At 63.7% G+C, this 24,475-nt stretch carries 23 protein-coding genes; 8 read left to right on the top strand and 15 right to left on the bottom strand.

All coding sequences use genetic code 11. The features are described from left to right. Positions 1-64: 64 nt before the first annotated feature. The 3 genes from B0G73_RS32510 to B0G73_RS32500 all read right to left on the bottom strand — a co-directional run bounded on the left by B0G73_RS32510 (position 65) and on the right by B0G73_RS32500 (position 3,041). Positions 65-577 carry an ureidoglycolate lyase gene (locus B0G73_RS32510; RefSeq protein ID WP_106285229.1) on the bottom strand — a complete coding sequence of 171 codons (513 nt, stop codon included), beginning with the start codon at positions 575-577 and terminating at the stop codon, positions 65-67. An 11-nt stretch (positions 578-588) separates the two neighbouring features. Next, positions 589-1,599, bottom strand: coding sequence for an allantoicase (gene alc, locus B0G73_RS32505; protein ID WP_106285228.1), 1,011 nt, complete (start codon positions 1,597-1,599; stop codon positions 589-591). Between the two features lie 116 nt (positions 1,600-1,715). Further along, the gene (locus B0G73_RS32500) at positions 1,716-3,041 is read right to left on the bottom strand and encodes a C4-dicarboxylate transporter DctA (protein WP_106285249.1); all 1,326 of its coding nucleotides are present in this window, start codon (positions 3,039-3,041) and stop codon (positions 1,716-1,718) included. Positions 3,042-3,271: 230 nt separating this feature from the next. Between B0G73_RS32500 and B0G73_RS32495 the strand changes: the two genes are divergently transcribed. Continuing rightward, positions 3,272-3,976, top strand: coding sequence for a FadR/GntR family transcriptional regulator (locus B0G73_RS32495; RefSeq protein WP_106285227.1), 705 nt, complete (start codon positions 3,272-3,274; stop codon positions 3,974-3,976). Positions 3,977-4,081: 105 nt separating this feature from the next. Here B0G73_RS32495 and gap read toward each other — a convergent pair whose 3' ends face one another. Further along, complete coding sequence (gap, locus tag B0G73_RS32490; protein ID WP_106285226.1) at positions 4,082-5,092, bottom strand: type I glyceraldehyde-3-phosphate dehydrogenase; 1,011 nt, start codon at positions 5,090-5,092, stop codon at positions 4,082-4,084. Between the two features lie 96 nt (positions 5,093-5,188). Next, a complete protein-coding gene (gene tkt, locus B0G73_RS32485) occupies positions 5,189-7,210 on the bottom strand; it encodes a transketolase (RefSeq protein ID WP_106285248.1) in 2,022 nt (673 codons plus the stop codon). 279 nt (positions 7,211-7,489) lie between these two features. Here tkt and speE point away from each other — a divergent pair, with 279 nt between their 5' ends. From speE to B0G73_RS32470, 3 genes are all read left to right on the top strand, one after another. Then, the gene (speE, locus tag B0G73_RS32480) at positions 7,490-8,362 is read left to right on the top strand and encodes a polyamine aminopropyltransferase (protein ID WP_106285225.1); all 873 of its coding nucleotides are present in this window, start codon (positions 7,490-7,492) and stop codon (positions 8,360-8,362) included. Between the two features lie 114 nt (positions 8,363-8,476). After that, complete coding sequence (locus B0G73_RS32475; protein ID WP_106285247.1) at positions 8,477-8,890, top strand: glyoxalase/bleomycin resistance/extradiol dioxygenase family protein; 414 nt, start codon at positions 8,477-8,479, stop codon at positions 8,888-8,890. Between the two features lie 19 nt (positions 8,891-8,909). Further along, positions 8,910-9,650: a 16S rRNA (uracil(1498)-N(3))-methyltransferase gene (locus B0G73_RS32470; protein WP_106285224.1), complete on the top strand. Its 741-nt coding sequence runs from the start codon at positions 8,910-8,912 to the stop codon at positions 9,648-9,650. 133 nt (positions 9,651-9,783) lie between these two features. Here B0G73_RS32470 and B0G73_RS32465 read toward each other — a convergent pair whose 3' ends face one another. From B0G73_RS32465 to B0G73_RS32455, 3 genes are all read right to left on the bottom strand, one after another. After that, the gene (locus B0G73_RS32465) at positions 9,784-10,344 is read right to left on the bottom strand and encodes a barstar family protein (RefSeq protein WP_106285246.1); all 561 of its coding nucleotides are present in this window, start codon (positions 10,342-10,344) and stop codon (positions 9,784-9,786) included. A gap of 16 nt (positions 10,345-10,360) precedes the next feature. After that, on the bottom strand, positions 10,361-10,777 hold the full coding sequence (locus tag B0G73_RS32460) for a ribonuclease (RefSeq protein WP_106285223.1): 417 nt from the start codon (positions 10,775-10,777) through the stop codon (positions 10,361-10,363). A 440-nt stretch (positions 10,778-11,217) separates the two neighbouring features. Beyond that, a complete protein-coding gene (locus B0G73_RS32455; RefSeq protein WP_012434352.1) occupies positions 11,218-13,557 on the bottom strand; it encodes an NADP-dependent malic enzyme in 2,340 nt (779 codons plus the stop codon). Positions 13,558-13,788: 231 nt separating this feature from the next. On the opposite strand from B0G73_RS32455, the gene thiL reads away from it, so the two are divergent. From thiL to B0G73_RS32435, 4 genes are all read left to right on the top strand, one after another. Next, complete coding sequence (gene thiL, locus B0G73_RS32450; RefSeq protein ID WP_106285222.1) at positions 13,789-14,787, top strand: thiamine-phosphate kinase; 999 nt, start codon at positions 13,789-13,791, stop codon at positions 14,785-14,787. Then, a complete protein-coding gene (locus B0G73_RS32445; protein ID WP_181196688.1) occupies positions 14,777-15,358 on the top strand; it encodes a phosphatidylglycerophosphatase A in 582 nt (193 codons plus the stop codon). Before thiL ends, B0G73_RS32445 begins: the two co-directional genes overlap by 11 nt. Before the next feature lie 66 nt (positions 15,359-15,424). After that, on the top strand, positions 15,425-15,925 hold the full coding sequence (locus tag B0G73_RS32440) for a CinA family protein (RefSeq protein WP_106285221.1): 501 nt from the start codon (positions 15,425-15,427) through the stop codon (positions 15,923-15,925). Between the two features lie 23 nt (positions 15,926-15,948). After that, positions 15,949-16,491, top strand: coding sequence for a cupin domain-containing protein (locus B0G73_RS32435; protein WP_106285220.1), 543 nt, complete (start codon positions 15,949-15,951; stop codon positions 16,489-16,491). 8 nt (positions 16,492-16,499) lie between these two features. On the opposite strand, the gene pyrF is transcribed toward B0G73_RS32435, so the two are convergent. The 7 genes from pyrF to B0G73_RS32400 form a co-directional block, all read right to left on the bottom strand. Beyond that, entirely contained in the window at positions 16,500-17,315 is an 816-nt protein-coding gene (pyrF, locus tag B0G73_RS32430) for an orotidine-5'-phosphate decarboxylase (RefSeq protein ID WP_106285219.1), read from the bottom strand. 248 nt (positions 17,316-17,563) lie between these two features. After that, a complete protein-coding gene (locus B0G73_RS32425) occupies positions 17,564-18,625 on the bottom strand; it encodes an aldose 1-epimerase (RefSeq protein WP_106285218.1) in 1,062 nt (353 codons plus the stop codon). Between the two features lie 218 nt (positions 18,626-18,843). Further along, positions 18,844-19,746, bottom strand: coding sequence for an SMP-30/gluconolactonase/LRE family protein (locus tag B0G73_RS32420; protein WP_106285217.1), 903 nt, complete (start codon positions 19,744-19,746; stop codon positions 18,844-18,846). Beyond that, positions 19,743-20,543 (bottom strand): SDR family NAD(P)-dependent oxidoreductase, encoded by an 801-nt coding sequence (locus B0G73_RS32415; RefSeq protein ID WP_106285216.1) that lies wholly within the window; start codon positions 20,541-20,543, stop codon positions 19,743-19,745. Before B0G73_RS32415 ends, B0G73_RS32420 begins: the two co-directional genes overlap by 4 nt. A gap of 39 nt (positions 20,544-20,582) precedes the next feature. After that, positions 20,583-21,599, bottom strand: coding sequence for an L-arabinose ABC transporter permease AraH (araH, locus tag B0G73_RS32410; RefSeq protein ID WP_106285215.1), 1,017 nt, complete (start codon positions 21,597-21,599; stop codon positions 20,583-20,585). A 54-nt stretch (positions 21,600-21,653) separates the two neighbouring features. Continuing rightward, the gene (araG, locus tag B0G73_RS32405) at positions 21,654-23,192 is read right to left on the bottom strand and encodes an L-arabinose ABC transporter ATP-binding protein AraG (RefSeq protein WP_106285244.1); all 1,539 of its coding nucleotides are present in this window, start codon (positions 23,190-23,192) and stop codon (positions 21,654-21,656) included. A 174-nt stretch (positions 23,193-23,366) separates the two neighbouring features. Beyond that, positions 23,367-24,365, bottom strand: a complete 999-nt coding sequence (locus tag B0G73_RS32400) for an arabinose ABC transporter substrate-binding protein (RefSeq protein WP_106285214.1) — start codon at positions 24,363-24,365, stop codon at positions 23,367-23,369. Between the last annotated feature and the right edge of the window lie 110 nt (positions 24,366-24,475).

Here is a 24,475-nt window from a genome sequence, read left to right as displayed (position 1 = left end):
GATGCGAATCGGCCGGGTCTTTTTGCATCTGCGCGGTGATTATGCGGGAAGGCTTTTTACGACCCTATTCCACCAACTCGGCGCTCGCTTCAAACGTGAGCCGCCACGGCTCTGCCAATGACAATTCGTCGCAATTAGGTTGCTCGCCGCCACGATCCACCACCACGAAATCGCTCACCCGATCGAGCGCGAGCAATGGGTGATGCCAGACGCCTTTCGCGTAGTTCACGCCCTGCCACGCGTCGGTCCAGAAGGCGCGCATCTGCGCCGGATCGAACTCGCCCGCCGGCGCGACGACCACCAGATAACGCCCCGCGGTTAAGGGAATGAAAGCCTGGCTGCCGAGCGGATGCCGCTCCATCATCGTGATTTCGACCGGCAGCGCGCGCGGCTGCGCGCGGAACAGGTTGATCAGCGGCCGCCCGCCATGCTCCGTCACGTCGACGCTGGCCAGATCGTGATAACGCTCGGTCGTGCCGCCGTTGATGGCGAAATGCCGCGCGCCGTCCAGTTCGATCACGTCGCCGAACGGCGCGAAGGCCGCGCGCGTGAGGCGTTCCATCTGCAATGTCTTCATCAACGACTCCGCTATGCGATTTCGCCCCACAGGCGCAGGCGCGACACGCCGCCGTCAGGAAAGATATTGAAACGAACGTGCGTGACCGGGCCCAGCGACGCGAGGTTGTCCGCGAAGGTGTGGACGTGGTCCATCTGCAGCTTCTGTTCGTCGAGCAGTACCGGCCAGAACATTGCCTGCGTGACGAGCGAATCGTCCGTGCCGCCCGTCACCGACGCGGCTTGCAGCGAGCAACGGTCCGGGAAGTTGCCCTTGAAGTGCGCCGTATCCACTTCGATCTTGCGGATCACGCCGGGCCGCGCCAACGCGACAATCGCCCAGTCGTTGCCCGGCTCGCGACGGCGCCGCGTTTCCCAGCCGTCGCCCATGTTGACGCCGCGACCCGGCATCAGCATCTGCGAGGCCGGCCCGAAGTGCTGGTTGTTCGCCGCGACCAGGTACGCGCCGTTCTCGATCGCCGCGAGATCCAGCAGCGTGCCGCGCTCCACGCGCTCCCAATCGCGCTTGGGCTGGCCGTACACGCGCAGGCGCGCGAGGCCGCCATCCGGATACAGATTCACACGCAGATGGGTGAAGGCGCGCGCGTCGTTCACGTCGACGTAGTGGTGCTGATTGCCCTGCAGCGTGGTGGCCGGCACGAGGGTTTGCCAGTCGGCGTTATCGGCCGGCACGTCGCCGTCCGCGTAGCAGGCGTCGATCGACGCCGCCGGCGGGAAGTTGCCGGTGAAGTGGCTCGTGTCCAGATCCACGCCATGCACGACGCCCGGGTGGGCGAGGCGGATCACGCAGTAGTCGTGGCCGGTAGTGCGCTTGCGGCGGGTTTCCCAGCCGTCCATCCATTTGCCGTGATCGTCGTATTTGCCGGGGATGAACACCGCCGGCTGCGGCTCCAGCATGCGTTCCTTCGGCGCGAAGAATTCGTCGCTGGCGAAGAGCGCCTTCGCGCCTAGACGCGGGTCGGCGAGGTTCATATAGCGACGGGCGAAGGCGGGAGCGTTGGGGTCGAGGATCGGATTAGCCATGGTCGTCTAGTCTCGGTCAGGCAGCGAAAAAGTGAAGGAGAGCCGGCATTCTTCAGATCTGCCGGCGCTGGGAGCGCGCTGCAATGGCGCGCGGTTTCCAATGAGGTTTCTCAGGTTCAGACCGCCGGAGCGTGCTCGCCGGCGGCAGCGGGTTCGGCACCTTCACCGGCCGGCACGTAACGCAACGCCGCATCGCGATTCAACACGCGATGCGCGCGCGCCCGGTCGATATCGTTTTCCCACACGGCGACCACCACCGTCGCCACGCAGTTGCCGATCAGATTGGTCAGCGCGCGGGCAATGCCGACGAACCAGTCGACCGGCAGGATCAGCACGAGGCCGAGCACCGGGATCGCCGGAATCGCGGACAACGTGGCGGCCAGAATCACGATCGCCGAGCCGGGAATGCCGTGCGCGCCCTTTGACGTCACCAGCGACACCAGCACCACCACGATCAGGTCATGCACCGACAACGGCGTGTTGGTGGCCTGCGCGATGAAGATAACCGCGAGCGTGAGATAGATGGAAAACCCGTCGAGATTGAACGAGTAGCCAGTCGGAATGACGAGACCGACGGTCGAATCCTTCACGCCCATCCATTCGAGCTTGCGCATGATCTGCGGCAGCACGGCGTCCGACGAGGCGGTGCCGAGCACGATCGACAGTTCTTCGCGCAGGTAGCGAATCAGCTTGAAAATGCTGAAGCCCGCGAGTCGCATGACGACGCCCAGCACGACGGCGACGAACACGAAACAGCTCACATAGAACACGAGCACCAGCATGCCGAGCTGCTTGAGCGACTCGACGCCATATGTGCCGGTGGTGAACGCGATTGCTCCGAGCACGCCGAGCGGCGCCAGCTTGATGATGAAGCCCATCACGCGGAAAAACACTTGCGACAGCTCGTCGATGAGGCTGCTCACACGCTGCGCCTTACTGCCGAGCAGCGACAGCGCCGAGCCGAACAGCACCGAAAACACGAGGATCTGCAGAATGTCGCCGGTGGCGAACGCGTTGATCGCCGTGTCGGGGATGATCTTCAGCAGAAAGCCGGCCGTGTCCTTGAGGCTCTTCGCGTGCTCGGTGTAGGTCGAGAGCGAGGCCGGATCCAGCGAGTGCAGATCGATGTTCATGCCGACGCCCGGACGCGTGACATACGCCAGGATCGCGCCGATCACGAGCGCGATCGTCGTCATCACCTCGAAGTAGATCACGGCCTTGAGGCCGACGCGCCCCACCTTGCGCAAGTCGCCGGCATGCGCCATGCCGCTGACCACGACACAAAAGACAATGGGCCCGATCACCATCTTGATCAGCTTGAGAAAGCCGTCGCCGAGCGGGCGCAGCGATTGAGCGAAATGCGGAAAAACGGCGCCGACTACGATGCCCGCAACTAGCGCAATGACGACCCGCCCAAACAGCGAATTGAAAAATTTCAACACGGCTTCCTCCTGGTTGCGATTCACATCTGTTCAGACTGGTCCGACCAGTGCTGTTATCTCGAATAGTAGGAAGCCGATATACTGACGTCAAGGATTCATAAAACGGTGTTTACCCGCTGTTTTTCATGGCGGTTTTGGGTCGGATCAGCGCCGGCGCGTAGCGAGCCGCACGAACGTTCAGACCACGCATTACAATGCTGGTCAGACCGCGCTTCCACAGTGAGCTAACGATGAAAAACGTCCCGCATACCGTTACCGATGCCGCCATCGCGACCATCCGCGAACGGATCGAAGCGGGCGTCTATCCGGTGGGCAGTTTGCTGCCAGCGCAGCGTCAACTTTCCGAAGAACTCTCGATCAGCCGCGCGTCGCTGCGCGAAGCGCTTTCGACACTCGAAGCGCTCGGCCTGCTGGTGATTCGACCCGGCAAGGGCGTCTACGTGGAAAGCGCGCAGGCGTCGGCCGCGCATGCGTGGCGCTTCGCGGAGCAGTCGTCGCTGCCGGACACTTATCAGATGCGCTTCGCGCTGGAAGGCTTTATCGCGCGCATGGCGGCGCTGGCGGTCAGCGATTCCGACCTCGCCTGGCTCGAAGACAACATCACCGCCATGCAAACAGCGCTCGCCTGCGACGAACTCGACGAAGCCGCCCGCCTCGACTACGACTTCCACATGCGCATCGTCAACATTGCCGGCAACGCGGCGATCGAATCGATTCTGAGCAGCAGCGCGGAAATCATGAAGGAAAGCCAGCGCATGCCGTTCTACCGGCGCGAATTGGTGCTGTCCACTTACAACGAGCATCGCGTGATTCTGGACGCGCTCAAGGCGCGCGATTCCGCCGCGGCCGGCAAAGCCATCGAGACGCATATCTCGAACGCCGCGCAGCGCGCCGGGGTCTATTTCCCGACGCCGCAGACGCAACCGCGGGCATAGAGGCATAGGCGAAAAAAAACCGCTCCGAAGAGCGGTTTTTCTTTGCCCAGCCACCGCCGGCACGAAGCCGGCATTGCGGGCGCAATGCGCGCAAGGCGCAGTCGGTTACTTCGCGTTGGCCAGCGCCACAGCCGTGTCCAGCATGCGGTTCGAGAAGCCCCACTCGTTGTCGTACCAGCTCGACACCTTCACCAGACGGCCCGACACCTTGGTCAGCGTCGCGTCGAACGTCGACGAAGCCGGGTTGTGGTTGAAGTCGATCGACACCAACGGTGCCTCGTTGTAACCGAGGATGCCCTTCAGCGAGCCTTCCGACGCTTCCTTCATGATCGCGTTGACTTCTTCGACCGTCGTGTCGCGCGCAGCGATAAACGACAGGTCGACCACCGACACGTTGATCGTCGGAACACGAATCGCGTAGCCGTCCAGCTTGCCGTTCAGTTCCGGCAACACCAGGCCGACCGCCGAAGCCGCGCCGGTCTTGGTCGGGATCTGGCTGTGCGTGGCCGAGCGAGCGCGGCGCAGGTCTTCGTGGTACACGTCCGTCAGAACCTGGTCGTTCGTGTACGCGTGGATCGTGGTCATCAGACCGTTCACCAGGCCGATCTTGTCGTTCAGCGGTTTGACGAGCGGCGCCAGGCAGTTCGTCGTGCACGATGCGTTCGAGATCACCGTGTCCGAGGCCTTCAGCACGTTGTGGTTCACGCCGTAGACGATCGTGGCGTCAACGTCTTTACCGCCCGGTGCCGAAATGATCACCTTCTTCGCGCCGCCCTTGATGTGCGCGCTCGCCTTTTCCTTGGTCGTGAAAAAGCCCGTGCATTCCATCACGACGTCGACATTCAGCTCGCCCCACGGCAGTTCGGCCGGGTTGCGGTTGGCCAGCACGCGGATCTTGTCGCCGTTGACAACCAGGTAGTCGCCGTCCACCGACACTTCGCCCGGGAACTTGCCGTGCGCCGTGTCGTATTGCGTCAGGTGAGCGTTGGTCTTGGCATCGCCGAGATCGTTGATGGCGACGATTTCGATATCGTGCTTCTTGCCGTTTTCATAGAAGGCGCGCAGCGTGTTGCGGCCGATCCGGCCGTAGCCGTTGATTGCGACGCGAATCGTCATGGTCTATCTCCTGAGGGCTGAAAAAATACGTCCAGGTTTCGTCTGACTGACTGCGTTGCCGCGCGCTCGCACGCACGCGGCAACGCTTGTTCAGGATCAGCCGAGGGCGGCTTTTGCCGTCTCTACCACGTGCTCGACGGTGAAGCCGAAATGCTTGAACAGCACGCCAGCCGGGGCCGATTCGCCGAACGTGTCGATGCCGACCACGCCGCCTTCCAGACCCACGTACTTGCGCCAGAAATCCGTGACGCCCGCTTCGATCGCGACGCGGCGCACGCCATGCGGCAGCACGCGTTCACGGTACTCGGCGTCCTGCTTGTCGAACACGGTGGTCGACGGCATGGACACGACGCGCGCCGCGATGCCTTCGCGCGCCAGCGGCTCGACTGCGTTCAGTGCCAGTTCGACTTCCGAACCGGTGGCGATCAGGATGACCTTGCGTGCGACGATTTCGTCGTTCCAGTCGCGCAGCACGTAACCGCCCTTCTCGATGTTGGCGATCTGCGCGTCCGTGCGCTCCGAGAACAGCAGATTCTGACGACTGAAGATCAGGCACGACGGGCCGTGGTGTTCGACCGCGTGGGTCCAGGCTACCGCAGTCTCAACGGTATCAGCCGGACGCCACACTTGCAGGTGCGGAATCAGACGCAGGCTGGCAACGTGTTCGACCGACTGGTGAGTCGGGCCGTCTTCGCCGAGGCCGATCGAGTCGTGCGTGAACACGAAGATCGACGGCGCTTTCATCAGCGCGGCGACGCGCAGCGCGTTGCGGCTGTAATCCGAGAACGTCAGGAACGTGCCGCCGAACGCCTTGAAGCCGCCGTGCAGCGCGATGCCGTTGATGGCGGCGCTCATGCCGAATTCGCGCACGCCGTAGTTGACGTAGTTGCCGGCAGCCTGACCTTCGGCGTTCACACGCACCGGCTTGGCGGCCTTCCAGTTGGTCAGGTTCGAACCGGTCAGGTCGGCGGAGCCGCCGAGCAGTTCCGGCAGCACGGCCGACAAAGCTTCGATAGCCTGCTGCGAAGCCTTGCGCGTCGCGATGGTTTCCGCGCGTTCGTTCGCGCCGGCGATGATCGCCTTGGCCTTTTCTTTCCAGTCGGCGGGCAGTTGCTTCGCGTCGCGACGCTTGAATTCCGCGGCTTCCTGCGGATATTTGGCTGCGTACGCGGCAAACGCCTTGTCCCAATCGGACTCGTTGCGCGCGCCGGCTTCTTTCGCGTCCCACGCTGCATAGACTTCTTGCGGGATCACGAACGGTTCCCACTTCCAGCCGATCTTTTCGCGCGTGGCCGCGACTTCCTTGTCGCCCAGCGCCGCGCCGTGCGAATCGTGGCTGCCGGCCTTGTTCGGCGAGCCTTCGCCGATCACCGTCTTGCAGCAGATCAGCGTGGGCTTGTCGGATTGCTTGGCTTGCTTGATGGCCGCGTCGACGGCTTCGACGTCGTGGCCGACCACGTTCGGGATCACGTTCCAGCCGTACGCTTCGAAGCGCTTGGGCGTGTCGTCGTGGAACCAGTGCACCACCTCGCCGTCGATCGAGATGCCGTTGTCGTCGTAGAACGCGATCAGCTTGTTCAGCTTCAGCACGCCCGCCAGCGAGCAGGCTTCGTGCGAGATGCCTTCCATCAGGCAGCCGTCGCCGACGAACACGTACGTGTGGTGGTCGACAATCTTCGCGTCAGGCTTGTTGAATTCGGTGGCGAGCAGCGACTCGGCGAGCGCCATGCCGACCGCATTCGCCAGACCCTGGCCGAGCGGGCCGGTGGTCGTCTCGACGCCCGGCGTGATGCCGTATTCCGGGTGGCCCGGCGTCTTCGAATGCATCTGGCGGAAGTTCTTCAGCTCGTCGATCGGCAGATCGTAGCCGGTGAGATGCAGCAGCGAGTACAGCAGCATCGAGCCGTGGCCGTTCGACAGCACGAAACGGTCGCGATCGGCCCACTGCGGGTTCTTCGGGTTGTGGCGCAGATGGCGCGACCACAGCGCCACGCCGATTTCTGCCATGCCCATCGGCATGCCGGGGTGGCCGGAATTCGCTTTTTGAACGGCGTCCATGGACAACGCGCGGATTGCGTTGGCCATCAGGGAAGTGGGTGCGGGAGACGGGGTCGTCATGTCGAGTCCGGAGACAGAGTCAGAAAGCGGTGCGCGCTTGAGTCCCGAATGCTCGAATGCCGGTTCACTTTGGCGCACGGTGCGGCGCCAGGAGACGCGAAACGGGCAGAGCAAACGGACAAGGCTGAAAGCGTGACATTCTAACAGAACGTTGCCCACGCCCCGCTCCGAAAGCCGTCTGGCTGTGCGGCCCGATGCGCCCGCCGAGCCCGCGCCGCGCGTCGGACATTACAATTGCTCAACCTCGACCCACCGCGCTCCGGACGGAGCCCGCCATCCGTGAGCATTCCCTTGCTGTTCCGACCGAATCCCGGCGCCGTCTACGGATTTCCGCACGCGAAGCGCCTCGTGCGCGTCGATTCGCCGTATCAGCGGATCGAGGTCTGGGACACGCCGCAACTCGGCCGGCTCTTCACCCTCGACGGCCGTCCGATGACCTCCACCGGCGACGAGTTCATCTACCACGAGTGCATGGTGCATCCGGCCGCGCTGGCGCATCCGTCGCCGCAAGCGGCGCTTGTGCTGGGCGGCGGCGACGGCGGTGCCGCGCGGCAATTGCTGAGGCACCCGGACATTGGACGGATCGTGGTAGCGGAGCTGGACGCGCAAGTCGTACGTCTGACGCGCGAACATCTGCCCGAGGTGCACGGCGGTGCATTCGACGACCCACGCGTCGAACTGATCATCGGCGACGCCGCGCAATACGTCGAGGCAGCCGCTCCGGCGCAATTCGATCTCGTCGTGTTCGACCTGACGCCGCCGGATTCACCCGCCGCCGGTCTGTACACGCGAGCCTTCTACCAGCGGCTCAAGCGCGTCATGAGCCCGACTGCAGCACTCTCCGTGCACCTCGGCTCGCCGTATTTTCATGCCGAACGCGTCGCGCGCCTGCTCGACGACCTGAGCGCGGCCTTCGCCGTCGTCCGCACCATGAGCACGTTCGTGCCGCTATACGGCTCGCTATGGATGATGGCGACCGCCAGCGACACGCTCGACCCCGCCGCCCTCACCGTCGATACGCTTACGGACCGCCTGGCCGCGCGAGGAATCGACACCCTGATGCACTACGACGCGGCCACCCACGCCGGACTGTTCTCGGCATCCCGCTCACTGCGAGATAAACTAGGTCAATTCTTAAAGCCAGCAAGCTAACGCGTGGGCAAAATGCACGGTTCCGTCGGACTGCGCTATCGGCATAACGATACGCAAACGTCCACCTGGACTCGCAGCACGTGCCCCGCCAACCCCATCGATCCGGAGAATCCCATGACCGCCTCCCGCCCAGCCGGTGTGCCCTGGTTGACCCCTTATCTGACGGTGCGCGACGCACATGCCGCGTCCGCGTTCTTCACAGCGGCGTTCGGCTTTGAAGTGCGTGACAGTGTCCAGGACGACGGTGTCGTCATGCATGTCGAGATGACCTATCAAGGCCAGTTGATTGTGATGTTCGCTCCGGAAGGCGCGTTCGGCTCGGCGGCGAAAACACCCAAAAGCGCGGGCGCAATCGCACCGCAATCGTTCTATGTCTATGTCGACGATGTCGACGCGATCTATGCGCGGGCGCTGGCCGCCGGCGCAAAGTCGCTGAGCGAGCCACAGGATCAGTTCTGGGGCGACCGCTTCGCCCAGGTCGAAGATCTGGACGGCTACCGCTGGGCGCTCGCTCGCCACCTTTCGTGAACCAATGAGTATTTTTCTGATGCCTCGCTTTTTCGTCGGTACGTCTCTCCAGCCCGAGGACGTCATGCCGCTTCCCGATGACGTCGTTCGGCATGTGCTCGTGCTGCGCCTGCAGCCCGGCGATTCAATCGTCCTTTTCAATGGCGAAGGCGGCGAATACAGCGCCGAACTCGTCGAAGTCGAACGGCGCTCGGCCGTGGTGAAGATCCGCGAATTCCGCGCTATCGAGGTCGAGGCGCCCTATCGCCTCACGCTCGCACAGGGCATTGCCGGCGGCGACAAGATGGACTGGCTGATCGAAAAAGCCGTCGAACTGGGTGCGTCCAGCTTCGTGCCGTTGACCACCACGCGCAGCGTCGTGCGTCTTTCCGGCGATCGCGCGCAGCGGCGCCATGCGCACTGGCAAGGCATCGTCCGGGCGTCGTGTGAGCAGTGCGGGCGCAATCGCCTGCCGGAAGTGATGCCGGTGCGCGAGATCGCCACCTGGCTCGGCTCGATGCCCCGCACGCCTGAAGAAGGCGACCTGCGCATTCTGCTCTCACCGCGCGCCAGCATCAGCTTTTCCGCGTTGCCCCCCGAACCGCCGAAAGGACGCGTGACTGTGCTGGTGGGCCCGGAAGGCGGCTTTTCCGCGACCGAGGAAGCAGCGGCGGCCGCTCACGGGTTTACCGCCGTCGGCCTCGGGCCGCGCGTGATGCGTACCGAAACGGCCGGCATCGCCGTTCTCTCCGCGCTGGCGGCCGGCTGGGGCGGCTGGTAAGCCGCTCGCCTGCCACGCCGGCCGTCTCGATTGAGGGCAGCAAGCCGGTGTCGACATTCGCACCAAAAGCTAAGGCCCGCCGACTGGCGGGCCTTTGCTGTTTTGCCTGAACGCGCAACGCCGAAGCAAAAACTCAGGCGAACGAGTAAAACACCCGGAACGCCACTTTCCGCTCGGCCCAGAACTCCGCCGCTTCGCGGAACACGTCCAGCAGCGTCTCGCGCCCTTCCTTGTCGAACTTCTGGGCGACCGGCAACTGTTCGAGCACGATCACAAAGCCCGGCTGCGTACCCGCTTTCTGGACAAGATCGGTCAGGCAGTCGTAGAGCGCGTCGTAATTCTTGCCGAAATGCTTCGGAAACAGGAACGAGGTCGCGATAGTTTCGAGCACCTCCTGCTTGGACTGCGCGTTGGCGCAATACGCATAGAGAAAATGCTGGCCGAGCCGGTTGGCTTCGTCCGCGAGATCCTGCACGCGGAACGCGCGGATCGACTGTACGATGTTGGGTCGTACGGTCTTGAAAAGACTCATGGGCTCCTCGTTCGATGAAACCACAGTGCCTGCTTCGCTCTGGTTCTCGCGGCCCTGATCGCCGGCTCGCATCCGCATGACGCGTTGGAACAAATTGCCGTCGCCGGCCGCGAAAAGATCCGTCGCGACTCCGGAGTCGTGCGCGTAGACGTTGTCGCTCATGCCGTTCATCCCGATGTCATTCAACAATACGATTAAAACTGGTGTAGTGGTCGTCCGAGTAGTAACAATTGTCGGTTCGCTTCAGCGGACCTCCGCAGACGATGCGACGCGCCCCGCGATTACGTGAGCGAGGCGTGGGAACGGTGTATTCGTGGTAATAGCCGCGCCGATGGGCCGGCAGCAACCGTTCGCGATTGCCGAATACGATGCCGTCCTTCTCATACGGGTAAGGCCCGCCTGCGGCAATCAAGTTCAATGTATTGACCGCTTCGCGTGGCAACTGCGCCAGCGCGACGGTGCCCTGCAACTGCGCGTTCGCGTCAGCGGGTGCCGTGGAGTCGCGCGCAAACGCGCCAGGCACGGGGCCGGATAAAACGCACAGCGTAATAGCACCGATCAGCACGCCTTTCATGCGATGCCACTTGCGTGCCATGTATCAGGGTTCCCCGCTGTTAGATCACGAGTTTGACGACCATGAAAGTCGTAAGGGTATCGCTAATGGCCCCCGGAATCAACGCTCGCCGGGCCGGCGAAATCCTCACATAGGGCGCGAAATGGCCACCGGCGCGGCTTTGACGACTTTTGACAGAATATTTAGCTTAGTCAAGCTAAACTTTATCTCAATGTTGCGAATGGCGGTGGAGGCAGGCAAGTGGGGAGCGGATGCCGGGCCGCTTTGCGTCAGTCAGTAAAGTTCGATTCCCGAGGCAAGGGCGATTCGCCCATTAGCGTTCCGAGGCGGAATGTCTGACTTGCCGTTTTTCCTGGGTGGCAATCCCCTGTTCACCCTAAGGCGTGCCCGTTGCGGGCGCGCCTTTTTTTTGCATGGCGCACGGTCTTCAAACCGGCGCCATGCTTCGTCTGGATCGTGGATTAACGGGCCGCGATCACATCCGCCACCAGCAGCGCCGTCATATTGACGATCCGGCGCACCGTTGCCGAAGCCGTCAGCACGTGCACCGGCTTGGCCGCGCCCAGCAGCATCGGACCAATCGCGATGTTGTTGCCCGCGGCGGTCTTCAGCAGGTTGTACGAGATGTTGGCCGCGTCGATGTTCGGCAGCACCAGCAGATTGGCGTCGCCTTCGAGCGTCGAGTCGGGCATCACTTCGCGGCGCAGATTCGCGTCGAGCGCGATGTCGCCGTGCATTTCGCCGTCCACTTGCAGGTCCGGCGCGCGTTCGCGCAGGATCGCCAGCGTGTCGCGCATTTTCTGTGCGGTCGGCGCGTTGCTCGTGCCGAAGTTCGAATGCGACAGCAGCGCGATCTTCGGCTCGATGCCGAAACGGCGAACTTCTTCAGCCGCCATGATCGTGATTTCGGCCAGTTGCTCCGGCGTCGGATCGACGTTCACGTGCGTGTCGACCAGGAAAATCTGGCGGTTCGGCAGCACCAGCGCGTTCATCGCCGCGTAGACCTTCGCGCCTTCCTTCTTGCCGATCACCTGATCGATGAAGTGCAGGTGGCGATGCGTGGTCGACACCGTGCCGCAGATCATGCCGTCGGCCTCGCCCTTTTCAACCAGCATCGCGCCGATCAGCGTGGTGCGGCGGCGCATTTCGAGCTTCGCCATCTGCGCGCTGATGCCCTTGCGCGACATCATCTTGTGATATTCCTGCCAGAAATCGCGATAGCGCTCGTCGTGGTCGGTGTTGACGACCGTGTAGTCCTGCCCTGCGATAAGACGCAGACCGTAGCGCGCAATACGCTGCTCGATCACCGCCGGACGGCCGATCAGGATCGGCTTGGCCAGCTTTTCGTCGACGATGATCTGCATGGCGCGCAGCACGCGCTCTTCTTCGCCTTCCGCGAACACAATGCGCTTTTTCTCCGGCTCGACGCCACGCGCGAGCTGGAAAATCGGCTTCATGGTCGTGCCGCTGTGATACACGAACTGCTGCAGATGCTGTTCGTAGGCTTCCATGTCCTCGATAGGACGCTCGGCAACGCCCGAATCCATCGCGGCCTTCGCCACGGCCGGTGCGACCTTGACGATCAGACGCGGATCGAACGGCTTCGGAATCAGGTATTCCGGACCGAACGACAGGTCCTGAATACCGTACGCCGTCGCGACGATGTCGCTCTGCTCCTGGCGCGCCAGTTCGGCGATCGCGTTGACCGCCGCGATTTCCATTTCCCGCGTCACCGTCGTCGCGCCCGCGTCCAGCGCGCCGCGGAACAGGAACGGGAACACCAGCACGTTGTTCACCTGGTTCGGGTAGTCGGTGCGGCCGGTGCACAGCACGGCGTCCGGACGCACTTCCAGCGCCAGTTCCGGCAGGATTTCCGGCGTCGGGTTGGCCAGCGCCAGAATCAGCGGCTTGTCCGCCATCTGCTTGACCATGTCCTGCTTGAGCACGCCACCGGCCGACAGACCGAGGAACACGTCCGCGCCGCCAATCGCTTCAGCGAGCGTGCGCGCGTCGGTTTCACGCGCGAAGCGCTCCTTGTCCGGATCCATCAGTTCGACGCGACCCTTGTAGACCACGCCGGCCAGATCGGTCACGGTGATGTTTTCGAGCGGCAGGCCGATATCGACCAGCAGATCCAGGCAGGCCAGCGCCGCCGCGCCCGCGCCCGAGGAGACCAGCTTGACCTCCTTGATGTCCTTGCCGACCACCTTCAAACCGTTGGTGATGGCCGCCGCCACGACGATCGCGGTGCCGTGCTGGTCGTCGTGGAAGACCGGAATCTTCATGCGCTTGCGGCATTCGCGTTCGACGATGAAGCAGTCCGGCGCCTTGATGTCTTCGAGGTTGATGCCGCCGAAGGTCGGCTCCAGCGCCGCGATCACGTCGACCAGCTTGTGCGGATCGGACTCGTTCAGCTCGATATCGAACACGTCGATGCCGGCGAACTTCTTGAACAGGACGGCCTTGCCCTCCATGACCGGCTTCGAGGCGAGCGGCCCGATGTTGCCGAGGCCCAGCACCGCGGTGCCGTTCGTGACGACGCCGACCAGGTTGCTGCGCGCGGTGAAGCGCGCGGCGTTCAACGGGTTTTCGACGATTTCTTCACACGCGAACGCGACGCCGGGCGAGTACGCCAGCGCGAGGTCGCGCTGGTTGATCATCTGCTTGGTCGGGGCGATCGCGATCTTCCCGGGGGTGGGGAACTCGTGGTAATCGAGGGCGGCTTCGCGGAGTTTGCTATTGACGGGAGTCGACATAAGGCGGGCTTCGGAGGGCGGATTAGAATAGACGTTCGACGGCATTGTAGCCCTAATTGCCGGCCCAATTCCTTCAATACGGGTACAACTGCCGCGACTGAAACATAGCGAAAGGCTGACGTGGCATGCTGTGGGCGGAACGCGACCCGAATCGGAGTTGCGGGCGGATCGAAGGTTTACCCTTCGTTCGCTCCGTACAATGCGCGCCGTTAGCCGAACTTCACGGCACCTGACCATTCACCTGCGCGTTCACCCTCGCATCCACCCATCGCCACCATGCTCTCAGAGTTTTCGCTGATCGATCGTTTCTTTGCCCGCCGCGCCGCTGCCCGGCCATCCGATGTTGCCGCAGGCTCGCTCGGCATCGGCGACGACTGCGCGCTGCTCGCGCCGCGCGCCGGCGAAATGCTGGCGATATCGACGGACATGCTGGTCGAAGGCCGCCACTTTTTCGCCGATGTCGATCCCGAGGCGCTCGGTCACAAAGCGCTCGCCGTGAATCTGTCGGACCTCGCCGCGATGGGCGCGCAACCGCAGGCGTTCACGCTGGCGTTCGCCTTGCCCAAGGCAGAAGAAGCCTGGCTCGCCGCGTTCAGCGAAGGGCTGTTCGCGCTGGCCGAACGCTACGGATGCGAGCTGATCGGTGGCGATACGACCGGCGGCCCGCTGAATCTGTGCATCACCGTGTTCGGCAGCGTGCCGCCGCGCGCTGCGCTGCGCCGCGACGCCGCGCAGCCGGGCGACGACATCTGGATCTCCGGCACGCTCGGCGACGCGCGCGCCGGCCTCGGCGTACAGCGCGGCGAATGGTCCGCCAATGCCGGCGACACTGCGACGTTTCGCCGCGCCCTCGATCGACCGGAGCCACGCGTCGCGCTCGGCATGGCGTTGCGCGGCATTGCCCACGCCGCGCTCGACCTCTCGGACGGCCTTGCCGGCGATCTGCTGCACATTCTGGAACGCTCGAACCTGCGGGCCACCGTCGATGTCGACGCCGTGCCGCGCTCAGATGCGCTGCGCCGCCTCGCCCCCGACATCCAGCGACGCTGCACGCTCGCCGGTGGCGACGACTACGAGCTGTGCTTCACGGCGCCGGTCGCAGCGCGCACCGCGGTCGACAAGGCCGGCCACGAGGTGGGGATTCAGCTCACCCGCATCGGTACAATAAGCGCTCTCGAAACGGCGCCCGACCGCCCGGCGATCGGCTGGCACGACGCCGCCGGCGCGCCGCTCACTCTGACGTTGCAAGGCTTCGACCACTTTCATGCAGACTGATCCCCCGCTCGGCCCGGCCGACAAACTCATCGCCGCCGAGACCTCCCCGCCCCCGCCCGCGCCCGATCAGCGCCCGCCTGGCCGTCAGCCGCGTCGCGCCACAGCGCGTTTCATGCTGTCGCATCCGCTGCACATTCTGTCGCTTGGGTTTGGCAGCGGCTTGTCGCCGATTGCGCCGGGCACGATCGGCACGTTGTTCGCGTGGGCTTCGTTCGCCGTTCTCAGCCGCCATCTGACGGTCATCGAGTGGGCCGTACTGATCGTCGTCGGCTTCTTCGGCGGCATTGCGGTTTGCGGCTTCACCGCGAAGAAGCTCGGCACCGACGATCCGTCGCCAGTCGTGTGGGACGAAATCATCGCGTTCTGGCTGGTGCTGCTGATGGTCACGCCGGTCACGCTGACCGGCCAGTTCTGGGCGTTCATCGTGTTCCGCTTTTTCGACATGGTGAAGCCGCCGCCCATCGGCTATTTCGATCGCCGTCTGAAAGGTGGCTTTGGCATCATGTTCGATGACCTGGTTGCCGCGTTTTTCACGCTGCTCGTGATTGCGCTCTGGCGTATGTCCGTTTGATTGCTGCCCGGCGGCCGCCGCGCCGCCGTGCATTCACCGCCAGCCCCCGTTTTCCGGATTGACGCCATGCCTACCGATTCCGTCGTTCATCAGCTCGCGATTCGCGTGAGCAACCGTCTGCGCGACGAGCGCCTCATGCTCGTCACCGCCGAGTCCTGCACGGGCGGCATGGTGGCGACCGCGATCACCGATATTTCCGGCAGCAGCGGCTGGTTCGAGCGCGGCTTCGTCACGTATTCGAATCAGGCGAAGAGCGAGATGATCGGCGTGCCCGCCGAGCTGATCGACAAACACGGCGCGGTCAGCGAGCAGGTGGCGCGCGCCATGGCCGAAGGCGCGCTGCGCAACAGCCGCGCGCAGGTCTCGCTGTCGATTACCGGGGTGGCCGGGCCGGGCGGCGGCACCGAGACGAAACCGGTCGGCATGGTCTCGTTCGGCTGGAGCAACCGGCTGCATACGTCGGTGGAGACGAAGATTTTCAAGGGCGACCGCGAGAAGATTCGCGTGCAGGCTGCCGCGCATGCGCTGCGCGGCGTACTAGCCTTGCTCGACGAACGCGAGCACTAACCTCTGTTCGAAGCGGAAAGCCCATGCCTGATTCGCACGCAATCAAAGACGAACTGATCCGCCGCCTCGAACTCAAGCCGCATCCCGAAGGCGGATTTTTCAGCGAGACGTATCGCTCGGTGGAGCGTGTGATCCGCGACAGAGAGAGCGGCTCAGCGCAAACGCGCTCCGCGTCGACGGCGATCTATTACCTGCTGTGCGACGGCGCGCATTCGGCGTGGCATCGGATCAAATCCGACGAGGTCTGGCATTTCTATGCGGGCGAGCCGTTGAACGTCCACGTGTTAGACGAAACGGGGGCGCTGGTGACGCATAAACTGGGCAATGCGCTGACGCATCCGGATGCCGTGTTTCAGGCGGTAGTGCCGGCAGGGTTATGGTTCGCGGCGGAATGCGCCGACCCGGCGGCCTTCGCGCTGGTGGGTTGCACGGTGGCGCCGGGTTTTGAATTCAGCGAATTCGAGCTGGCGGATGTTGACGCGTTGAAAGCGCGGCACTCACAGCATGCCGCGTTGATCGCGCGGCTGGGGCCAAACTCAACTCCACGCGCACCCGAACAACGCTAGCCCGTGATTTACCGGAACGCGTTGATCCGATCCCGCGTTTCCATCGCGGCCTTCGCCGCGGCTTCGGCGAAATCGTCGCCCTTGCCCGCGTAAATAATCGCGCGCGACGAGTTGATCAGCATGCCCGTGCCGTTCGCGGTGCGGCCGGCGCTGACGGTCGCTTGCACGTCGCCGCCTTGCGCGCCGATGCCCGGAATCAGCAGCGGCATATCGCCGACGATCCCGCGCACCACCTCGATTTCCTTCGGGAAAGTCGCGCCGACCACCAGACTCAGTTGGCCGCTCGCATTCCATTTCTCGGCCGCCAGTTGCGCGACGACCTGATATAGCGGACGGCCGCCCGTCTCCAGGAATTGCAGATCGGAGCCGCCCGGATTCGACGTGCGGCACAGCACGATCACGCCCTTGCCTGCATGCTCCAGATACGGTTCGATCGAGTCGAAGCCCATGTACGGATTCACCGTCACCGCGTCCGCCTGATAGCGCTCGAACGCCTCGCGCGCATATTGTTCGGCGGTGCTGCCGATGTCGCCGCGCTTCGCGTCCAGAATCACGGGCCGGCCCGGATGGTTCGCGTGAATGTGGGCGATCAGCTGCTCGAGCTGATCTTCCGCGCGATGCGCCGCGAAGTAGGCAATCTGCGGTTTAAACGACGACGCATACAGCGCGGTCGCGTCGACGATCGTGCGGCAGAAATCGAAGATCGCCTCGGGACGGCCCGCGAGCGCGCCCGGGAATTTGCTCGGCTCGGGATCGAGGCCGACGCACAGCAGCGAGTTGGTGCGCTGCCAGGCGTCGTTGAGTGTCTGGATGAAGTTGGGCATGGTGGTCTCGCGGCAAGCAGGAAAACGGAAGAGGCGCGTATTTTACCCGTCCCGCGCGGCGGGCCGCGCCGGGAGCGTGCGGCAGCGGCGGTCCGGCGCCAGATGCTGACAGGCGCGGCTACCGGCCGCAATTCGTCGTGAGTGCGCACATTCATCGGCCAGGCGCTCGCGAAGAACCGTGCGAGCCGATGATGTCCGCAGCGCATCAGGGTATGCACACGTGCGCCCTGTCGCGCTATCCTCGCTCGCTACTGCCGCCGCTTCGAGCCGCGCGCGCCCGGCATCGAGCGCAACCCTGTGCGTTCGACGGTGAAGCGGAACGTGCGCGTCAGTCGCTCGCCACGTCCCAGCAAAGTCATGCCGTTTTCGCTCGCGCCGCCGACCAGGTTCATCGCGTTGATCGGATGATCCACCGGTTCGAAGCAGAAAAAGTCTTCGCCGGGCGGCGTGTACAGCACGTAGTAATCGGTGTCGGCGGCAATGTTCAGCGACAGGCGGCGCTTCGGCCACACGACCGCCGCTTGCCCGCTCCAGCCGGTAAAAGCGTGATTGACCATGGTTTCCGGCAGCGGATACGCCACGCCGAATTGCCAGGCGGGCGGCGCCGGCACATGCCGCACCGGCAGCCAGTCGTCGCCGGAGAGCCACAAGCCGCCGGCAGCAGCCGACAACTCGGTGTCCGCGTCGCGCACGAAGAAGGGATGCACGCCCAGCCCGAAAGGCAGCGCCTCGCGGCCGGCATTTTCGATTTCGAGCGCGACGACGAGCGTCGGGCCGTCCAGCGTATAAGTTTGCGTGGCACGGTAGGCGTACGGCTTGCCGTCGCGGCGCTCGAGCGTGAGGCGGACGTTTTCACGATCCGACTCCGCGACCTGCCAGACCGATTGCCAACCGTCGCCGTGAATTGGCAAGGGTTCGTCGGCGCGATTGCGCGGCACCTCGACCCGCCGTCCCGCCACATTGAATTGCCCGCCGCCGATGCGGTTCGAATACGGCAGCAGCGGATAACAGGCCAACTGATTCGGTTGCGTATCGGCCGTGACGTGGCGGCAGCGGCGGAAGATCGGCGTGAGCGCACCGTCGTTACGCCAGTCGAAACGAGTGACGCCGCCACCGAGCGTCGGCGCGACGTCGAGCCGCAGTTGCGCATTGGCAAGCGTGATGCATGCGACATCGCCGCCGCTGTCTTCGCCGACGGCCACCGCCGACGTGCTGGGACCGGCGAGCACCGGATTGGCCGCCGCCGCGAGTCGCGAGCGTCGACTCTGTGAGGTCTGAGGGGAGGAGGAAACAGGATTCGCAACAGTCATATCTGGCTCCATCGAGAGGCTTGGGACGTTGCCGTCATTGCTGACGGATGCTGTTGGGCGATTTTCTTAAAACGGGTCGCCTCTGGGTCCGAACTGCATGCTGCCGATTTGCTGCCACTGGGATTGCACCATCAACTTGCGATTCACTTCTGATTCACTGCCCGACCGTGCTTGATTGCTTCATGGCTGCCTAGGGAGCGAGGCAGCGTCATTCTGCGCTAAGCGGGCGCGCCTTGGAACACCGGCTCCGGCAAACCTTGCCGTCCGAGCGTGGCGATAAACACGCCGCCTGCCTGCATATCGTCGGCGAGCGCCGCCGCATCGAGGCCGCAGCGCGCGCTCGTAATGTACAGCGTGTCCAGCTGCGTGCCGCCCAGCGCGACGCAACTCGGCTGCGCGGTCGGCACGTCGACGCGCTCCGTTTCCACGCCGTCCGGTCCGTAACGCACGGCGCGCCGGCCGCCCCACTGCGCGTTCCACAGGCCGCCGTCGCGGTCGACGGTCGAGCCGTCGGGTTCGCCGCTGGCGTCGGTGAGGCGGGTGAACAGGCGGTCATTGGCGATGCTACCGTCCGCGCGATAGTCGCACGCACGGATTTCGCGTGTCGGCGAATCGCAGTAGTACATCGTCGCGCCGTCGGGACTGAACGCGATGCTGTTCGAGATAGCCGGCGCGGGCAACGGCAAACGCTCCAGCGACAAATCTTGACTGAGCCGGTAGAAGCCGCCGATTGCCTGCAACGGCGCGCCCTCATCTTTGGTGCCGAACACGAAGCGGCCCTGACGGTCGCAGCGGCCGTCGTTCACGCGGGTGTTCAAGCCGGCCTCGACGTCGATGATGCGCCGCGTCTCGCCGGTGGCCAGCTCGAAAAACGCGAGATGCGTGGCCAGGCCGAGCAACAGGTAACGCGGATCCGCGCACAGCGCAAAGGTGGCGAGACGCTCGGGCATCTGCCAGGACATGTTGCTGCCGTCCCGTGGGTCGTAGCGCCACAGACGCGCGCCTTCAATATCCGTCCAGTAGAAACGGCCGGTTTGCGCGCACCATGTCGCGCCTTCGCCGAGCGTGCATTTCGTATCGAGCAGCAGCGCGGCCGTGCTGGATGAACCGCTCGCACTCACGCCCAGCCTCCGTCCACGATAATGTCCTGCGCGGTGATCATCCGGCTGTCGTCGGCGGCGAGGAAGAGCGCCATGCGCGCGAGATCGGCCGGTTCCAGCTCGGCGTCGATACACTGCCCTTCCTTGATCGAACGACGGCCCGCGTCGTCGAGCCACAAGCGTTTCTGCTTCTCGGTCATCACCCAGCCTGGCACCAGCGTATTGACGCGGATATTGAAGTGGCCGAGGTCGCGCGCAAGACCGCGCGTCAAACCCTGCACTGCGGACTTCGACATCACATAGACCGGATAGCCGCCGTTTTTCAGCATCCAGCTGATCGAACCGAGATTGATGATCGAGCCGCTGTTGGCGGCTTTCATGTCTTCCATCACCGCCTGCGCCGCGAAGAACTGGTGACGGATGTTCACCGCGATGCCCGCGTCGAACGACTCGCGCGTGACTTCGCCGATCGTATGGCGCTTGTCGTTCGCGGCGTTGTTCACCAGCACCTGAATCGGACCGAGCGCGGCCTTCACGTCGGCGATTGCCTTTTGCAGCGCGTCGATGTCGGTCAGATCGCACGACAGGAACAGCGGCTTGTGTTTCGAATCGCCAAGTTCGTCGGCAAGCGCTTCACCAGCGCTCGCGTCGATATCGAAAAACGCGACGCGCGCGCCTTGCGCCGCGAAATGCTCGACGAACGATGCGCCGATGCCGGTCGCGCCGCCCGTGATCAACACCGTGCGGTCGACGAGGCTCGGATAACGCGCGAAGGCGCTGTCCGCGAGACGGACGTTTGCATTGGCCGGAGACGACATCGTTCGATTCCTTTTAGAGCAAGTGAGTGGGCGGGGCGTTTAATCGCGCGAGCCGCGGTTCTTCAACTGGTCGAGCAGCACGGCGGCGAGCAGGATCGCGCCACGCACGAGGTACTGATAGAACGCGTCGATGTTCATCAGGTTCATCACGTTCTCGACCGTGCCCATGATCAGCACGCCGATCACCACGCCGGAAATCGTCGCGCGGCCGCCGAGCAGCGACACGCCGCCCAGCACGCACGCCGAAATCACGTTCAGCTCGAAGCCTTCCGCGGCATTCGGCTGACCCGACGTGATACGCGAGGCCAGAATCACACCGGCCAGCGCCGTCACCGCGCCCTGGATCAGGAAGATGTAGACGCGCGTGCGTTCCACATTGATACCGGCCAGACGCGAGGCTTCCGGATTGCCGCCGATCGCGAGCGTATTGCGGCCATACACGGTCTGGTTGAGCATCACGCCGAACACGATGAAGCACAGCAGCGTGACCCAGATCGGCAGCGACACGCCGAAGAAGCTCAAGCCGCCGAGCGCGATAAACGTATCCGACGACACGCCCACCGCCTGACCGTGCGAGACGATAAAGCCGAGACCGCGGACGATTTCCATCGTGGCGAGCGTCGTGATCAGCGCGTTGATGCGCAGATACGCGATCACCGCGCCGTTGACGAAACCGATCACGCCGCCCGCCGCCACCGCCGCGACGATCGCGATGAAGGTGTTACCGGTTGCGTTGAGCACCATCGCGCACAACACGCCGGCGAACGCGACCGTCGAGCCAACCGACAAGTCGAAGTCGCGCGAGGCGAGACAGAACATCATCGTGCACGCGACCATGCCGATCTGCGAGATCGACAGCGCGAGGCCGAGCATGTTCTCGATCGAGAAGAAGTGATCGACGGTCAACGACATCGTGACGAACATCACGACGAAGATCACGATCAGGCTGTACTCGGTGATCTGCTGCCACCATTTGGCCTTGTCGTTCGACTGCGGAATCAACGCATCGGCAGCGCTCTTGGCGGCCTGTTGCGCGAGGTTTTCTCTGGCTTGCATGTTGAAGACTCCTCCCGTTCCCCACGGGTTGCCGGACTTTCGTCCGAATGATGTTCAGGCCGCCTGTTGGGCAGCGGTTTCCGTTCCGGGCAGTGCGGTCGAGCTTTGCGGCAGCGCGAGGCTCAATACCGATTGTTCCGTTGCATCCTTACGCGACAGTTCGCCGGAAATCCGGCCCTGGCGCATTACGACGATCCGGTCGGACACGCCGAGCACTTCAGGCAGCTCCGACGAAATCATCACGATCGCGCAGCCGCGTTCGGCAAGCTGATAGATCACGTTGTAGATTTCATGCTTCGCGCCGACGTCGATACCGCGCGTCGGCTCGTCGAGAATCACCACTTTCAGATCAGGCTCCGCCAACCAGCGCGACAGAATCGCCTTCTGCTGATTACCCCCCGAAAGGAAACGGATTTTCTGGCGGCGGCTCGGCGTCTTGATCTTCAACAGCTTGATGAAACGGTCCGCGGTTTCCGCTTCCTTCTTGCGGTCGAGGAACATCCCGGCGCGCAGATAGTGACGGCGGCAACTGATATTGATGTTCTCCGACACGGTCGCCATCGCGACAATGCCTTCTTCCTTGCGGTCTTCCGGGCACAGCACGATGCCGTGCCTGATCGCTTCGCCCGCGCTGCGCACCTTGATCGGCTTGCCGTCGAGCATCAACTCGCCGCCCTTCTTGTGATCGGCGCCGTACACCAGATGCATCAGTTCGCTGCGGCCCGCGCCCACCAGGCCAAAGAAGCCGACAATCTCGCCGCGCCGCACTTCGAAGCTGGCCGGCTGCGCGAGCGCATGACCTTCGATCGCCTTCGCCGCGAAACGCACTTCGCCGAGCGGCCGCGCCGAGTAGTTATAGATGTCCGAAATTTCCCGCCCCACCATCTCGCTGACGATGGTGTCGCGCGACACGCCTTCGAGCGTCGGATGCGAGGCGATCTTGCGGCCGTCGCGGAAGATCGTGCAGGCGTCACACAGTTCGTAGATCTCGTCCATGCGGTGCGAGATGTAGATCATCGCGCGGTTGTCGGCGCGCAGATCGCGCACCAGCTTGAACAGCACTTCCGTCTCACGATGCGACAGCGAACTGGTCGGCTCGTCCAGCGCGATCACGCGCGCGTTACGCAGCAGCGCCTTGCAGATTTCCACCATCTGCCGTTGCGCGATCGAGAGCTTGCGCAGCTTCGCGTTCGGGTCGAGCGCCACGCCCATCGCTTCGAGGCGTTCGCGCACGAAGCGTTTGGCTTCGCGCTTGTTGACCCAGCCGAGCGAGTTCGGCAGTTGACCGAGCAGCAGGTTTTCCGCGACCGTCAGATCGGGCACGTATTGCAGTTCCTGGTGAATCACCGCGATACCCGCCGCGATCGACGACGCCGCGCTCGTGAAGCGCACCTCGTTGCCGTCGATCATCACGCGGCCCGAGTCGGGCTGATATTCACCACCGAGAATCTTCAGCAGGGTCGATTTCCCTGCGCCGTTTTCGCCCATCAGGCCGTGCACCTGGCCGACGTTGACGTCGAAGGACACACCGTCGAGCGCGCGCACGCCTGGAAAGACTTTACCGATATTGTCAAAACGTAGCGTCGCTGACACTTCGCCTCCTGTTGCTTCGTGTGAACCGAGTTCGTCGATGTGCTTGGCGGGCAACATCGCAAAAGCACGGCCTGTCTCTACTGCTGATCTTTTATTGCTGCTGCCGGCGCGCCGATCTTGGCAAAAGGCGCGCCGGCAGTTCACTTCATCTCACCACCTGCAGAATCAACCCGCTTAATTCGCCGCGAGTCCCATCTTCTGGCGCACATCGGCGACGTTGTCACGCGTGGCCAGCATGCCGGTCGTGAGCGTCAGCGGCGGCGGTGCCTTGCCTTGCGTGATCCAGTCGTACATCAGCGTGGAGGTTTCTTCGCCGTGACGCTTCGGGCTGATGATGACCGTGCCGTAGAAGCCCGTCGGCGACGGCTTCTTGAACTCGTTGAGTGCCGAGTCCGAACCGCCGATGCCGATACCGATCATGTTGTCCGCCTTGAAGCCGCGGCCTTCCGCGGCACGCACGGCGCCGAGCACGGCTTCGTCGTTCAGGCCGTAAGCGACCCAGTGCTTGAAGTTCGGATTCTTCGTCAGCGCGATGTTGGCGGCGTTGAACGCGTTTTCGGTGTCGGTCTTCGCTTGCGGCGCGGCGATGATGTTGGCCTTCGGGAAGCCGGCGGCGACCAGTGCGTCGGTTGCGCCGCTGGTGCGGTCATGCGCGGTCGGCAGCTGTTCGTAGGTCACGTCGATCGCGCCCACGTCCTTCATGTCCCAGCCGCGCTTCTTGATTTCCGCAGCCAGGCCGTCGCCGACCTGCTTGCCGATGTTGTACGCCGAGATGCCCATATGCGGCACCGACGCGATCGGCTTGCCCGCGCCATCGACCAGGCGGTCGTCCACCGTCATCATCTTCAGGCCGTCGGCCTTCGCTTTCGCGACGATGCCCGGTCCGAGCTTGACGTCAGGCGTGCAGATCACGAAGCCTTGCGCCTTTTGCGCCGACAGGTTGTCGATGGCGCTCATCACCTTCTCGCCCGACGGCGCGCCGATCTTCACCAGCGTGAAGCCCTTTTCCTTGGCGGCGATTTCGGCGAACTTCCACTCGTCCTGGAACCACGGTTCTTCCGGCTGCTTCACGAGGAAGCCGATCTTCACCGGATCGGCGGCTTGCGCGACCGGTGCGTTGAAGAGCACACCCGTCGCCGCTGCTGCCAGCGTGAGGAAAATTCTACGTTTCATGATGCGTGTCTCCTGACTAATTGATAACGAGAAGGTATCGGCCGCGTCTTCTTGTACCGGGTGTGACACACGCGGCCAGCGCGTCGTCCGGTGTACTCCATGCGCCCCTG

Source organism: Paraburkholderia sp. BL25I1N1, assembly GCF_003002025.1.
GTDB lineage: Bacteria > Pseudomonadota > Gammaproteobacteria > Burkholderiales > Burkholderiaceae > Paraburkholderia.
Note: the sequence above shows the minus strand (reverse complement) of the source record. Positions and strands in the feature narration are given on the sequence as shown.